This window comes from Vibrio pelagius, from assembly GCF_024347575.1.
In the GTDB taxonomy this organism is placed as follows: Bacteria; Pseudomonadota; Gammaproteobacteria; order Enterobacterales; family Vibrionaceae; genus Vibrio; species Vibrio pelagius.
On the sequence record NZ_AP025505.1, the window covers coordinates 43,376 to 57,773 of the forward strand.

The 14,398-nt window shown below is 41.0% G+C and carries 12 protein-coding genes; 2 read left to right on the forward strand and 10 right to left on the reverse strand.

Annotated elements, in window-relative coordinates:
- A complete protein-coding gene (locus vsple_RS20360) occupies window positions 1-585 on the forward strand; it encodes an NAD(P)H-dependent oxidoreductase (protein WP_261884231.1) in 585 nt (194 codons plus the stop codon).
- Between the two features lie 440 nt (window positions 586-1,025).
- Here the strand turns inward: vsple_RS20360 and vsple_RS20365 are convergent, their stop codons facing one another.
- The 10 genes from vsple_RS20365 to vsple_RS20410 form a co-directional block, all read right to left on the reverse strand.
- The gene (locus vsple_RS20365; RefSeq protein ID WP_261884232.1) at window positions 1,026-1,430 is read right to left on the reverse strand and encodes a hypothetical protein; all 405 of its coding nucleotides are present in this window, start codon (window positions 1,428-1,430) and stop codon (window positions 1,026-1,028) included.
- A gap of 343 nt (window positions 1,431-1,773) precedes the next feature.
- Window positions 1,774-2,661, reverse strand: coding sequence for an alpha/beta hydrolase (locus vsple_RS20370; RefSeq protein ID WP_261884233.1), 888 nt, complete (start codon window positions 2,659-2,661; stop codon window positions 1,774-1,776).
- Between the two features lie 29 nt (window positions 2,662-2,690).
- Window positions 2,691-4,634 carry a TonB-dependent receptor domain-containing protein gene (locus vsple_RS20375; protein ID WP_261884234.1) on the reverse strand — a complete coding sequence of 648 codons (1,944 nt, stop codon included), beginning with the start codon at window positions 4,632-4,634 and terminating at the stop codon, window positions 2,691-2,693.
- 151 nt (window positions 4,635-4,785) lie between these two features.
- Entirely contained in the window at window positions 4,786-5,724 is a 939-nt protein-coding gene (locus vsple_RS20380) for a LysR family transcriptional regulator (RefSeq protein WP_261884235.1), read from the reverse strand.
- Between the two features lie 282 nt (window positions 5,725-6,006).
- Window positions 6,007-6,417 (reverse strand): DUF2000 family protein, encoded by a 411-nt coding sequence (locus vsple_RS20385; protein ID WP_206929423.1) that lies wholly within the window; start codon window positions 6,415-6,417, stop codon window positions 6,007-6,009.
- A gap of 15 nt (window positions 6,418-6,432) precedes the next feature.
- Window positions 6,433-7,029 carry a LysE family translocator gene (locus vsple_RS20390; RefSeq protein WP_206929422.1) on the reverse strand — a complete coding sequence of 199 codons (597 nt, stop codon included), beginning with the start codon at window positions 7,027-7,029 and terminating at the stop codon, window positions 6,433-6,435.
- Between the two features lie 34 nt (window positions 7,030-7,063).
- Entirely contained in the window at window positions 7,064-7,891 is an 828-nt protein-coding gene (locus vsple_RS20395) for a helix-turn-helix transcriptional regulator (RefSeq protein WP_261884236.1), read from the reverse strand.
- 434 nt (window positions 7,892-8,325) lie between these two features.
- Window positions 8,326-9,123, reverse strand: a complete 798-nt coding sequence (locus tag vsple_RS20400; RefSeq protein WP_261884237.1) for a metallophosphoesterase — start codon at window positions 9,121-9,123, stop codon at window positions 8,326-8,328.
- A gap of 314 nt (window positions 9,124-9,437) precedes the next feature.
- Entirely contained in the window at window positions 9,438-9,875 is a 438-nt protein-coding gene (locus vsple_RS20405) for a hypothetical protein (protein WP_261884238.1), read from the reverse strand.
- A gap of 359 nt (window positions 9,876-10,234) precedes the next feature.
- Window positions 10,235-12,484, reverse strand: coding sequence for a hypothetical protein (locus vsple_RS20410; protein ID WP_261884239.1), 2,250 nt, complete (start codon window positions 12,482-12,484; stop codon window positions 10,235-10,237).
- Window positions 12,485-13,500: 1,016 nt separating this feature from the next.
- Between vsple_RS20410 and vsple_RS20415 the strand changes: the two genes are divergently transcribed.
- Window positions 13,501-14,382 carry a hypothetical protein gene (locus vsple_RS20415; RefSeq protein WP_261884240.1) on the forward strand — a complete coding sequence of 294 codons (882 nt, stop codon included), beginning with the start codon at window positions 13,501-13,503 and terminating at the stop codon, window positions 14,380-14,382.
- The last annotated feature ends 16 nt before the right edge of the window (window positions 14,383-14,398 follow it).

Consider the following 14,398-nt stretch of genomic DNA (forward strand, 5'->3'; position numbering starts at 1 on the left):
ATGAGTAATGTATTAATTGTTAATGGTGGTAAAAAGTTTGCTCACTCCCAAGGAGCACTTAATAGTAGCTTAGTCGAATTAGCTGTGAGCTATTTGACCGAGCTAAACCACGACGTAGAGGTTACTGAGGTTGATAGCGGCTACGACATAGAGACTGAAATAGCAAAGTGGTTATGGGCAGATGTTGTGATCCACCAAAACCCAGCATGGTGGATGGGAACACCTTGGATCGTAAAAAAATATATCGATGATGTCTTTACTATTGGGCACGGTCGTTTGTATCAAAGTGATGGCAGAACACGAATTGATAGCAACTCAATGTATGGTTCAGGTGGGTTGATTCAAGGGAAAAAGTATATGCTTTCGGTTACATGGAATGCCCCACAAGAAGCTTTTACTGATCCATCTCAGTTTTTTGAAGGGGTAGGCGTTGATGGTGTGTACTTACCATTTCATAAAGCACATCAGTTTTTGGGAATGTCCCCCTTGAGCACATTTATGTGCAATGATGTTATAAAAAAACCTCAGATAGAAAACGACTTTGACAGGTATAAAGCACACTTAAAAGAAGTGTTTTCAAGTTAATCTAGACTGATATTTCCATCTTCTGATTGGGCCTAATTGGTTCTGGATTATTGTCTACTCACCCTTTTATTTGGAGAGGGTGAGTATGTTGGTCATTGCTTGATACATTAAATCTCGACTCTCATGTTTATTTCGATGCGCTGTATTTAGTCAGGATGCCGTTATGAACTGTATAGACTCACCAACCACACTCTCTGAAACGGTTTGGAGCAAAAGCTTCTTAGCGAAGCCCATTATACCAACACAAACATCTTTGAGGGTAATAAAGGGGGATAAGAAAAATTATCTCAAATTTAAAAATATTACTTACTTAGTCCTGTCTCAAAAACATAAAGTCAATAAGAGCACAGGATTACGGACGGTAGCAATGTAGGCCTTGGATGGAATTATATGGGTGAGTTTTAGATTATACTCCCTCCCAATATTCTGTCGAATTTTGTTTAATTTTGAGAACACTTTTCTCCAACATCCACCCAATTTCCATATTCGTCTTTCTTAAAACCGATTGCATACCCGGCATATTCGGTTTTTGTCCCCGAACCAAGCAAAAGGTCTGATTGTTCAGTGATCTTTTGAGCTTTCACGCTTGCCCATGACCACCCCTTGCTCTCTACTTGTTGCTTAACCACTGGCCACAAGTAATTTGCTCTTTGACATAGTACTTCCATGTCGCTGAGATCATTAGTCAAATACTTGAGCGTATATACCCACTCATCTGCCCCTTTGACATACCCATATTCAATACCAATGATTTCTATTTTTTCACCAGACGGAAGCTTGTACATCTGACCTGCAATTGAAGCACTAGAAAACAATAATAAAAGTACTGAGCATATATGTATCATAGACGATCCTAAGTGAACGGGGCCAAAAGTAGTAAAATGCAACCTAACTCAATAACTAGCAAGGTTTCTACTCGATTGTTCATGAAAAATCAGATATACAGCTCATGGATGATTATTTAACTTAACAAGAAAGAGGCAGAAATGAGTCATTTTAAAATGGGATAAACATGCGTTAGAGTATCACTTCAAAATAGCTATTAGTTAACTTGACCATTGCCTAAATAATAAGCTACTTAATCACTATTCTGAATTTTCAGAACTCCAACCGATAGATATGAAAAAGCCAACTGTAATCACAATTGGCTTCGTATAAAGCTGTCTACACTTTTAGATCGAGTATTGATTAGATCTGTTCGTTCGGAAAGTGCGTATTCAAAAAGTCCAAAACGTGAGGAACATATTTCTCAGTATCAAAGACTGGTGCACTGTGTCCGACACCCTCTTCAATGTAAAGTTGGTTGATGACTCCGTGCTCATCAAGCTTCGCTTTAAGTATTTCACTTTGAGATAACGGTACTCGTTTGTCCAGGGTGCCATGTAACTGAATGTATGGTGGGGTATTTTTATTCACATAACTTGTCGTTGATGCTTGCTTGGCAAGTTCTGGAATGTTGCTTGGAATATCCCCTAAGAAACGAGACACTGACGATTTCTTGCTGGTTTTCTTGCCACCTTTATTGCCCAATTCAAGTAAATCGGTAGGGCCAAAAAAGCTCACCACGGCAGAGACCTTGTACTTTGGTGGCTCATAGAAATCGACTAGGTTGTATGCCGAGTTAGTCGCACCAATAAATCCCGCTAGATGCCCGCCAGCAGAGCGCCCCATCATCACAAGATTGTCAGCGTTAATACCTAACTTCTCCGCATTATCGTGTAGATAGTTCAGTGCATCGTTGATGTCTTGAACCGGATGAGGGAAATTCGCTTCCCCACTCAAGCGGTAATCAACGGACGCTAATGCATATCCTTCGTTCAATACAGATTGAAGCAGTAGAGGGTTTTTCTCTGGAATTGCATCTTTACTTCCACGTTTCCACGCCCCCCCATGTACCCAAACCAACAACGGGTATTGAGTCGTTGCTTCAGCCGATGGTGTATAGAGATCAAGCTTAATCTCTCGTTCACCGATGGTTTTGAACAAAATGTCTTTCTCTACGTTAAACTCCCCTGCCATGCTGACAAGCGGCATTAGTAGTAGAGAAGCTATCGCAGATTTTATCTTCGTATTCATGGTGTCGTTCTTCGTTTAGAAACAATTAACTAGAAAGTCGCTTCAGCGGCTAACCAATAGCGTCGACCATCTTCAATATAGCCAAACTCTTCTTCTGTAGTCTGCTTATCAAGTAGATTGTAAACAGCCGCCACTAACTTCACATTCTTAGTGACATGCCAGTTTGCACCAAGATCAACGTAAGTCACAGAAGGCGCTAAGGTTCTAGAGCTCGTACTCGTAACGTTATCTTTCTCTTCGCCTTGATAATTTACGCGTGCCCATGAACCGATATCATCACGTATTGCCCAATCACCATTGACAGAGAGCTGATGCTCAGGCGCTTGAACAAGTGGCAAACCATCATTTTCATCATTGGTATTCTTTTCGCTGCGAGTGAAAGTGTAAGTTGCGCTTAGTGTGATCGAATCTGTAACGCCCTTAGAAACGGAGCTTTCCGCACCATAGCTGATAGCGTCATCAATATTGACGTAGGTGCGGTCGCAGCTTCTACTGTCAGTACAATTCGGGTCAACAAATTCACTTTCTATCTTGTCTTTGAAGTCGCTATAAAACAGAGTGACATTTGCGGATAGGTCGCGATTATCTGCATAGTACAAACCCATCTCGGTATTTACTGAAGTTTCTGGCGTTAAGTCTGGATTACCGTAAATGGAACAACGACCTCTGCAACTTTCTTGAACCCAATCATCATCCATTTCAGTTAGGCTTGGAGCTCGATAGCCTGTAGATACACCACCTTTTAGCGCCCAATTTTGGTCAACTGACCAAACCCCATAAACTCTTGGGCTTAACTGCCCCGAAAAAATTTCATTGTCGTCGTAGCGTAAGCCAACTGTAAGAGCAAAATCATCAGTGATATACCACTCATCTTCAGCAAAGACAGCCCACTGTTTGTTCACGGATGCCAAGGATAGATTATTATCAGTCAGGTCTTTCTTCTCAAAAGACGCCCCCAATGTTAAATAGTGGTCATCAATTGGCAGTCCCCATTGCGTATTGATGTGACTATTCTCGACCTCTTTATCTGCACCGATATTTTTGACTGTTTCATTACTGATAAATGAAGAGCTCGAGCCCCAAGAATAGTTACCGTCGTGTCCAAAACCAATAGATTGGCGCTCATATTCCCTTACTGCAACTTGAGACTCTCGCTCCACTGACTTATCTAAAGTGGTCTCTCGCTCTTGGTTATGATTGGTGAACTCCAGAGTAAAAGTGTCGTCAGAGGTTGGTGTTAAGTACAAAGAAGCACGATAGTTATCGAGTGTCTTACCTGCATAGCCACCGACAATCTCATCTTCATTTCTTTCCTGATACAGTCCAGTTACAGATGCACTCAATAAACCATCAATGATTGGCCCTGCAAGGTAAAGTTGTCCTTGGTAGCTATTCCCAGATTTCGAATTTTCTTGAAGAGTCGTCTCTGCACGCAAACTACCGTGCCACTCTTGATAGTCTTTACGCGTGATGATGTTGATTACACCACCCAGCGCATCTGAACCATACAAGGTAGACATTGGTCCACGAACAACTTCAATTCGGTCAATTGCATTCAGCGGTGGGAGCCAATCTTGTTCGGTAAACGTGCTGCCATTCGTTTGAGTTTCTCTCCCAGACTGCTTTCTGCCATCAACAAGAATGGCCGTATACTGAGCAGGCATGCCGCGAATAGAGATATCTTGACCATCGCCACCGCCAGTCACAGTCACGCCTGGGATGTCAGTTAGAGCGTCGGTGAGATCTTTGTAAGAGCGACTTTCAAGTTGCTCTCGCGTTATAACACTGATTGTTGCTGGCGCTTCTGTTACAAGTTGTTCGTACCCAGAAGCAGTAACCACCATAGTTTCCATTGTCGTTGTATTGGTACCCGAATCGGCAAGTTGGTCGTTGGCGACACAGGCCATGGGTACCAAAATACATGCAGAAACAACTGATTTAGAGAGTAGCGAGTATGAGAAAAGAGGTTTCATATTGAGTTGGCTTAGAATGTAATTACATTTAATAATTATTCTCAATTAAACCTGATGGTCATATTCATTGACAAGGCAATCCTTATCACAGGAAGAGAATATCACTATCCACCAGGCGAATAATCACAAGCAATTTACCCGGATATTGCATTTAAGATAAGGTGTCTTTTCCTACGTAGAGTTGCTTAAATATGTCCCTTACCCATTCACACATAGGGTCATCGTTAAAGCGTTTGTGCCAATACAAGTAAACCTCTTGAAAATCCAACTGCAGCGCTTTAGGGACTTCACGTACAATTAATCGAGGATCTTGACAAGCAGCTTCTGCAAAAGGTGTGGGTAGATGGAAAATAATATCTGTCTCCGCGGCGATACTCGGTGCGGAGCTAAAATTACTCAGCTGGACAGGAGCAGATAAACGTTGCTTTTTGTTGGCTAAACCAAGCTCTTGGTACTTATGTTCAAACGATAATCGCTTTTCGCCCTGCAAAGAAACTTGGCCAAAATCGAAGTCGGCGAGTTTCTCGGGGGTAAGCTCTTGCTCTGCCAGTGGGTGCTTTTTGTTCATCAGTAAGCGGAAAGTTCGCTTAGCAACAACCATACGATAGATATTCTGCTCTGAGCTTGGTGGTTGATGAGAAGAGAGGGCGAAATGAACGTCTCCCGCTACTAGGGCATCAAAATGACGTTTTGGTGCCGAATCTAAACTCACCGTAAGGTTTGGCGCTTGTTTTCGAATCTTGGCAATAACCTTGGGCATTAAGGTATTAATCTGAGGTAGAAGACCGTAAATCTTGACAGTGCTTGATACGGTACTCGGATCAAATGAGTCTTTATGAGCGAGTTTTTCTAAGCTGCTAATCACATTATTGATATCGTGCTTTACTGACTCCGCTTTTGGTGTCAGCTCATAACCGTATTTCTTGCGCACTAACAACTCATCATCGAAGAAAATACGCATCTTTTTAAGTGCTCGACTCACCGCAGACTGACTCATATTTAAAGCCATCGCGGTGTTGGATACATGCTTTTCTTCGAGTAAATGTTTTAAAATGAAGAGTAAATTTAGATCAATTTGAGATAAGTTCATGTCAATTATGCCCGCTATGCTTCCAGTAGGTGGCATAGTACATAAACTTTTATAGATTGTGGTAAGTGTTTTCGGCCGTTCGAGTCATGATTCGATTGAGGCATTGCCTATTATTAGCGATTTAGGTCTAACAAACACAACTAATCTGTTGCGCAAACTCGAAATGGGGCAGATTTGAGTTATGAAGTGCTCGCCGCGAAGGTTTTGGACATAAGTGAGTCAGACTTACCTCTGACTCCTCACCCTGACTTAGGATTGTTAAAGGTGTAGCTTACTTAAACACTAGTCGTGAAGCTTCGCACCTTTGACAACTTTATCCACTATTTTTTTCTCCGCGCACATAGCAATACCGACCAAAGGCAAGCTTTCCGTATCATAGTATCGAACGGTACTTCGATTCGCTTCATCATGACCTGTCGCGAACATATCTTCGATAAATATTGCGGTTTCAATATTTGCGCGATTAGCGCGTTGGATAAAAGTAGGCAACTTATTTCTCTTCACTTTTAGTACGATTGTTGGCTGAATACAAAGCGGTAAGTAGGTGTTGTCACTCCCATCTACATATCGTTCACCAGTCTCAACCGCTGATGTTGAAGTGATACTACCAGACAAAAAACTGACAACATTCAATTTCTGCCAGATTGGTAAATCCTCTGCCACAACAATGACAAACTTAGAATCAAATTGCATATAACCTCTTATTAATCAGAACACTAAATCAATGACAGGTGGTACACCCATCTTTAAACCAACAAACAGCAACAGCACTGCCATTAGTTTGTTCATTACAGCCAGATAGTTAGTTTCGTTTATCTTTTTGCCAATTAGGCGTCCAGCAATGTAGTAAGCAGTAGGAGCACCAAACGCAAGTAGTGCCAAAATAGCGCACCATACATAGATATATCCGCCTGTAATACCTGCTGATGGGAATTGAACGGTGGCAATAGGCAATGCAACCGTAATGCCTTTGGGATTGAGAAGCTGAAGCATCAAACCGTCTTGCAGACTCATGCTTTGGCTTGGCTCTGATTCAACTTTACCTACTCGGCTGAAGAATATTTTGTATGCCAACCAAAGAATGTAGATAGCGCCCAATATTGCCGTCCATCGTAAGAAAGCATCATTCATTAATGCCTCACCAATCAGCGAAACAGTACCGAATAATGCAAACATGGCGATTGAGACACCGAGACTAAAGCCAAATATTGAACTTTGTTTCTGTATACCACTGTTTAAACAGATAGCATTGACTGGCCCGGGGGTATACATGACCCCTAGAGCATAAATAATTATGTCCAGCATAGTTTTTATCTTTTAGTAGATGCTTTAGTTGAAGCTAAAGCGAGAGTTGTTTTTGGTATTGAGTCGGCGTGATGCCAAACGTGTTCTTAAAGTTACGATTAAGATGGCTTAAGTCGGAAAAACCGTACTTAAAAGCAATATTCGCAGCGTTGTCACCTAACTCTAACTCGCGTTTTACACGGTTGATTTTATTGCTGAGTACATACTGGTGTGGCGTCATGCCAAACTGTTTACTAAACAGTCGAATGAAATGATATTTAGACATATTGGCGGCACTTGATATCTCTTCAATGTCTATCTTTCGATTAAGGTTGAAGTGAATAAACTCCTTTGCTCGCTCTAAGAGCATCTCTGTTCGCCCATGAGCCACTTTCTCAATAAACGAACCGCCACCTAGACGAACTATTGAATGGGCAATGCCTAGTAAGAGGTGTTCTTCCTCTAATGAAGAAAGTGGTTGTTCTGAGTTCATAGAACGTGAAAAAGACATAACCTGTCGTTGCAAAATCAGATCATAAAAGGATGCCTCTCTCAGCCGAGACTGATCCTTAGATACATTACCTATGCTTTGCATCAGGCTCATCATTATCGAATCAGGTATGTAGAGCATTTCATACTCCATATCTTTTCCATCTCCAGCATGCCCATCATGAACCTGCTCTGGACTAAAAAAGATTACGTTTCCTGCCTGACTTTTATGAAAAGCACCATTGCTAAAAAAATCCTGTCGTCCACGGCAAGTTACACCAATACTGAATTCTTCATGCGCATGCTTACCGTAACTAAAGTCTTTCATCTTTGCTGAAAATGAACACAACCCTAGCGTGTGCGCACTTTGTTGATAACTAAATTGTTCATGCATTCTTACCGACTCAATCTACATAGTGGAAACATAATGAAAGTATAGGTAGCAAGTGATAGTGAAGATAGAACAAAATTGCTAAATGCATAGCAGTTACTTTTTGCTCTCTAGCAAGCTTTGGGGCAGAAGTGTTTTAGAGCAGTCGCACTAAGGCGCTCTTGTCCCAAAGCGAGCTACCGCGTGAGTCACTTCAATGAATATGTACATCACCAGATCTAGGATAATCCCAATGTCAAAACCACTATTAAATCGTTCATTATTGCCGTAGACCACCATGAATCATTAACTCATCTAAAATAGGTCAGAAATAAAAAAATTATGAGTACGATAGATAAAAAATCAGATAAAACAGATACTTTTGCTCACATCTTGCCCTCAAAGAACAAAAATCAAGCATACGTAACCACATTCAATGCTATTAGCATTAAACACGGTCAATTAAATAACCTAAACAATCTTCGTGAATTAAGGAGGCTTTTTCTGTTGCCATCCTCGTGTGGGTAGCCAATCTGATTAGAGATTTGCCTAACACCCTCAACAATACAATCGAAATTGTCATGAGTATGTCCACTTACCATCACTCCCACACCGTGCGTAGCTAGCTCTCGGATTAACTCATTATCGTCAGAACAGAAATAACACGTCAAAAGATCTACTGGATATTTTGAATGCCTCAGTTCAACGGATTGTGGGAAGTGGGTCACAACCAGCTTGTTTTGTGCTGTGGAAGCTAACATAGATTTAATACAAGCGTTTCTAAACTCACGGTTCAGTGATCTCATTTTCGAGGGTGTCAGCACTTGGTTATTTACAGAGATGCTTTTGAAGTCATGAACTTTCAACTGTAAAGAAAGTGTATTGACGTCGTTCAGCTTACTAATATTAGACCAGCCAACTCCACCAAATAACTCAAGGTCAAATTTGCTAAGGACTACAGAAGTGTTTTCTAGGAAGTGTAGGTTGTTGCTTAATTTATTCCAAAGAGGAACGCAAGACAGGTAATCCTGATAATCAAAGCCTCTCTGATAGAACTCATGGTTGCCAGCAATAACAATAAACTCAATATCTGGATTAGATTTTGCAGCTTGCAATGCTAACTCTGCTAGCCCGACACCATGTGTTATATCGCCGGCAGCAATCACAATATCAGCACCAGGATTAACTAAATCCATGATAGTAGTTCCGCAGAACTCCTCATGCAGGTCGGATATTATCTGAAATAAGGCACTCACTAATATGCTCTCAAAAATTACATAAAGTATAGGGCTAACCTATCACATTGCCACTGTGAAAATCTGCTCTCAATATAGAGCCCTCACAAGATGCCCCAAACATCAATACCACTATTGAACCAGTCACGATTACCATAACCTGAGAATTCTGACGATAAGATGGAGCTGACATCTAATGTCAAAACCACTTTTAAACAGCTCACGATCATCATAGCCCTGCGGTTTGACATCTAAATTGTGATGACTCTAAAGGTTAAATCACTTTTGCCCCTAAGCAGGACACTCCGACCAATACGTTTCCATCCCCTCTAAGCTTAGCCACGATACGTATCGTCCATACCGTAACTACCAAGTTTTGATAGCGTTTCACTTTCTTCTTCTGTCAATGGCATATTTAACATTCTGGTATATTCATCCATTCTTATTTGAAATGCTGCACTTTCAATAGCCTCTTTGGACACATCAGGAAACTTTAAAGAGAAAGTGTCAATAATCGCACTCTGAAGTTGGTCATCATCACAGAACAAATACAACTCTTCAGAAGCGTCGGCGTCACGACAAGACTTTGCAAAAAAGGTGAGGTCACTATGGCCTTTATGGCCTAACGCAAGGGAAAGCCAATCATTTCGCTTGAAAGCTGAAATTAGAGAAGTTTCTGATTCATTAGAAATCAGGACTGCAAATTGCTTAGCTGATTCTTTAAATTGTTTAAGCTGTGAAGGGTAAACTGGATACTTGTTTTTTTTAGACATTTATCAATCCTCGTTTATTGGGCTAAAGACATGCAATGTGACTCTCATGCACTAATCCCAATGAGTACTGATTCATTAGTTAAGATGAAAGCGCCTTGACCACGAGTCAGGTCTAGGTGGCGTCAAACCTAGTCTGTAAAGTATCAGGTGAGTAATAAGTATGTCAATGGCCATAAAGTAGCCTCCTCGCTTGCTTTTGTCCCAAAGCATGGCGACATAATGTAACGGATACAAAAATAACGCCTGCTATCTTTGATTTTTTCGAGATCAAAATAACAGGCGTTTTATGTTTAAGGGTAATATCCAAGAAGGAAGTAGTTTGAGCCCTTCATATCCAATATCAATGTTACCTACATGATTTAGTCTTTAATAAAATTCAGCTTTAATGACTCGCCGTATTCTTTGGCATCCCCTTCTCGGTACTGAAGGTGGACGTAGTAAGTTTCACCTTGGGTAAAGGTGTTATCACCCATAAGTTCTAGTACATAGTGTGGATCAGCACCGATTCCGTCAATATTGTCCAAACAAAGTCCGCTACCGCCAAAGACATTCGGTTTATTGCTGCTTATTTGATTCAATCTGAAATGGTCCTTCAATTGGTCACAACTAACATCGCCAGCAAAAGCTAACTTGATGTAGTTGTCGCCAACTTCTGGGGTAACCATTGTTTGCTCAACGTTTTCGCCTATCGCTAATGCATATTCAAAAGGTGCCGGGTTAGAATCGATATCCAGTCTCTGTTCCACTTCCGATTTATTACTATAGAACATGCGTACATCATGATTATCTTGACCATTGTAATGGTCGATTGATACAGCATAGGCCATACCTGTGTCTGTTGGTTGTTGGTAACGAACCGTGTAAGTTTTGGTAGAAACAAACACCGATTCTTTTATCGTGGTTAAGTTGACCTCATTATATGACGTTGCATTGATGGTTTGAGACTCTGCTTGACCACAACCGGAAAAGTCATAGACGTCGCTTAAGGTTTGCGTGACTTTTCCATCGGCGAATTGGACGTAAGAGCAGTAGTTTTTGGTCACACCGTCTTCTTGTACCTCTTCGATAAAGTACCAGCTTTTCCCAACTAGCGGGTTTGAATCTACTAGCATGCCTTCATTCACTTCTGGTAGTTGAACAGTGACTTGAGCTGTTGTGAAATTAAAGCCATCCGAAGCGGTAATCGTCAAGCTATGACGGATGTTCTCTTCGCTGAAAGAGCGTACTGGAACTCCGGATATTATAATGCTATTTTGATCTTGCTGAGCACTCAACCCTACATCTAACAAGCTACCAGATACGGTGTAGGTTAATGTGTCTCCTTCAGGGTCTGAAAACCACTGTGATAAGTCTAAAGCTTGTTCAAATCCTTGGCCTTTTTCTAGATTCCAGTTGGCATCAATCAATTGCTGGATATCATTCTGGGCATTGGCACTCACAGTTGGCGATTTATTAACAGACGAGGTATTGATATCCAATAGTGATAGCATAGAGAAGACTAAGTCTCCGTCTGCGTTATAGTCGTTAGCGGCAAGGAAGAAATCATTACGCTCCGCTTTAAAGATCTCATCAGACGATAAGGATAGCGTTGTACCGTCCGCTTCAATTTTAACATCTAATCGATTGTCGAAACTGATTTCTTGTTTCGCTCCATGGGCCCAGAAATGGATTAATGAGTAGTCGACGCCTTGATTTGGTCTATCTGGGTCTTCGTAGAGTGGCGCAGTTCCGCCCTCGATAGGGATTGCATTCAAGTCTATAGTAAAAAACATGCCTGAATCACCCGTTGAAATATCACCTATACTATCCCATTGTTTCATTAAGGCATCCCATGCCTCTGGGTTGAAGACTAACTTAGTGTTATTTACAGCTTGCGTTGTCTTGTCACCATCTAAGGCGGGTCTGAAGCTCGGATTGTTTAACTCAGCTTCGCCCATTTGATTCACAACTTGTGCAGCCTCCTGTACAAAATCTTGCCAATCTGTAATCACTTTACTTGGAGAAGCAGCCATTGCATCCGTAAGAAGTTGAGCAACCTTGTGCTGTTCTGAGGAGCCATTTTTAATATAGTCCTCTTTTAAAGTGAATTTAAGCCCCTCAGTGTCGAGCTGTTGAGACAATAGTGCTTCTGCTTCATCTAAATCGATGTTCTGCTGGTTTTGAATTACCGAAAGTAAATGAGTGTAAGGTGAGATTACGTCAATTGTAGATGGTGCAACTAAGGTTACTTCCTTAGCCATCGGAGTATTTGGAAAATCCATATCAATGGTAGATACCCCTTGATATAAATCGTCTTGCTGTGCCATCGCAAGGCTTGTTGGCGAACCCGATATCAGTGTTACAACGCCCAACACATCATTATTACCAGCTTCTACCGTTGCTTGCCCCTGTTGATTGGTCAAACCAAGTAGAGCTTCCCCTGAATCCCACTGTTGATTTGCGTTGTTGTCTCTGAATATCACTGCGTTATACAGCAGTCCGTCCATTGCTGTTACTTGTCTGGTAGCGGTATCACCAGTTGGTGTGTCGCCTCCCCCGGAACCTCCGCCACATGCGACTAAACTCGCGACTGCTGCACAAACTATCGACTTTTTGAATACTGTATCCATATTAACCACCTTATCCATAACTAACGTTGTATGTATTGTCCTAAGCAACTAACTTGAATTTATTTAAAACAATGTATTTCAATTCTATTTAATCGCTTGATGCTAATGGGTTGTTTATAATTTATACAGACTGAATTCACGGTTGGGTGATGGATATCGAGTTATTTTAAATTAGTATGAGATAGCGCTCAATAATTGGTGTAATTGATGTTTATATTGTTTACCTATTTGAAAAAGGCAAATGAATATAAAAATATCTTACGACTAGCGAATTATCTGAGCCTAGCAATCTTTGTTCTAGTGACCAACACAAACCAACTACAGGCCTCTATTAACCATCGATATGGTGACAGTGTTAACGCTCAACAATATCTTGAAAAATGCTTCAAGCTTGCTTTCGTAAGGCATGTCATAAATGAGCATCACCTTTAATTACGTGAAGTGGACACGCTGGTCAGGTACATAGAGGTATACCAACAACTATCAAATGGGCAAGCTCTAGCTGATAACGTTGTATTCGGATACCGACTACTTAGGTTGTTTGGAGTCATGCTCTTTTACTTTAATAATCAGTTAACTCGCATACTCGTTCAGGATCTGATGCAAAACAGCTCGCTGAATTCTTTGGTTAACATCAAATAGTTCCCACCCTATAAGGGTCACTTGATTCCGAACAACATCAAATAGTCCCTACAATGATCGCGCAAGAATGTTTGTACAGATCAGACTAGTTTGAGCCTAGTGATGATCACCATGACTCGGAATGGCAACACTTAATCGAAGCCTACTTTCGTCGAGTAGGCTTTTCTCCTAGAAAAAGAGAGCGTACACAAATCGTAGTGGAAGCAATTTAAGTCCTCAATCTAATGAAAATCATATAAAGCTTGGCGACTTATGCTAATTCCTAAGTCGCTTTTGTCCCCTAACGACTTGAGTTTTCGTCAAAATCATAAGATTATCTCTTGAATGATGTATATATTACGGGTGCGACCAAATAAATTCATGGGGTGAATATTATGTCATATACGGGTTATCAAGAGATCACGAAGGAAGAACTCAAAGAGCTCGAAGAGGAAAGGTTAGAACTGTTAGCGAGCTTCAAACTTCACCTTGAAAATTTCTGTAAATACCTAAACTTAGATTTGGATCAACAGGCTGCTTTTCATTCGATAAGTTGGTCATTGAAATCACGCCTTGAAAATCCGAAACATACTCCAGAGAAGACGAATGGGGTACGTATTTCAGGAAAAGGCCACATAAGCTTAAAAATGATAGACGAGGTAAAGTCTGTCGCTTCAACAATTGTAAATGATCTAGCCTGTAAGATTGCCGCCTCATCACAGCAATTGTTATGTAACGATATCGCTTTAAGAGGTTCGCCAGAATTAATTGCAGTGAAACTTACCCATCGATACTTGTTCGGCCATAAACACTTCTATGATATTTCCGCTACCCCTGACGTACCCTCTGTGCATCATTATGAAATAGACGCTTTTTCCAAGTATTACCTATTAGATAGAGTTCAGGTATTCTACGAAAGCCAGTATCATCGATACAAACTCTGGGATGGAAGGTCGATTGCTCTTTTCAACAGTTGTCTTTTCGATACTAAGAGTCAAGAGCACACGTTTTTTAATTCTCCTAATTTAACCCACTTGTTAGGCGATGATCCGGATCTAATAGACAAAAAATGGTTCAAAGAGGAGTGTATTCAATGTTGGTTAGAACTCAATGCAGAAGCACCTTTGCATCAATATACCGAGCTTGCATACCCCGATGACGATGGAGTGATTTTTGCAGAGTATGTACCGCTTACCATGGTTGGTGAAGATGTATGGGATGCGTTATATGAACGCTATGAACACAAACTCAAAAATCGCATTACGCACCATTTTTAATATTAAAAATGCCAAT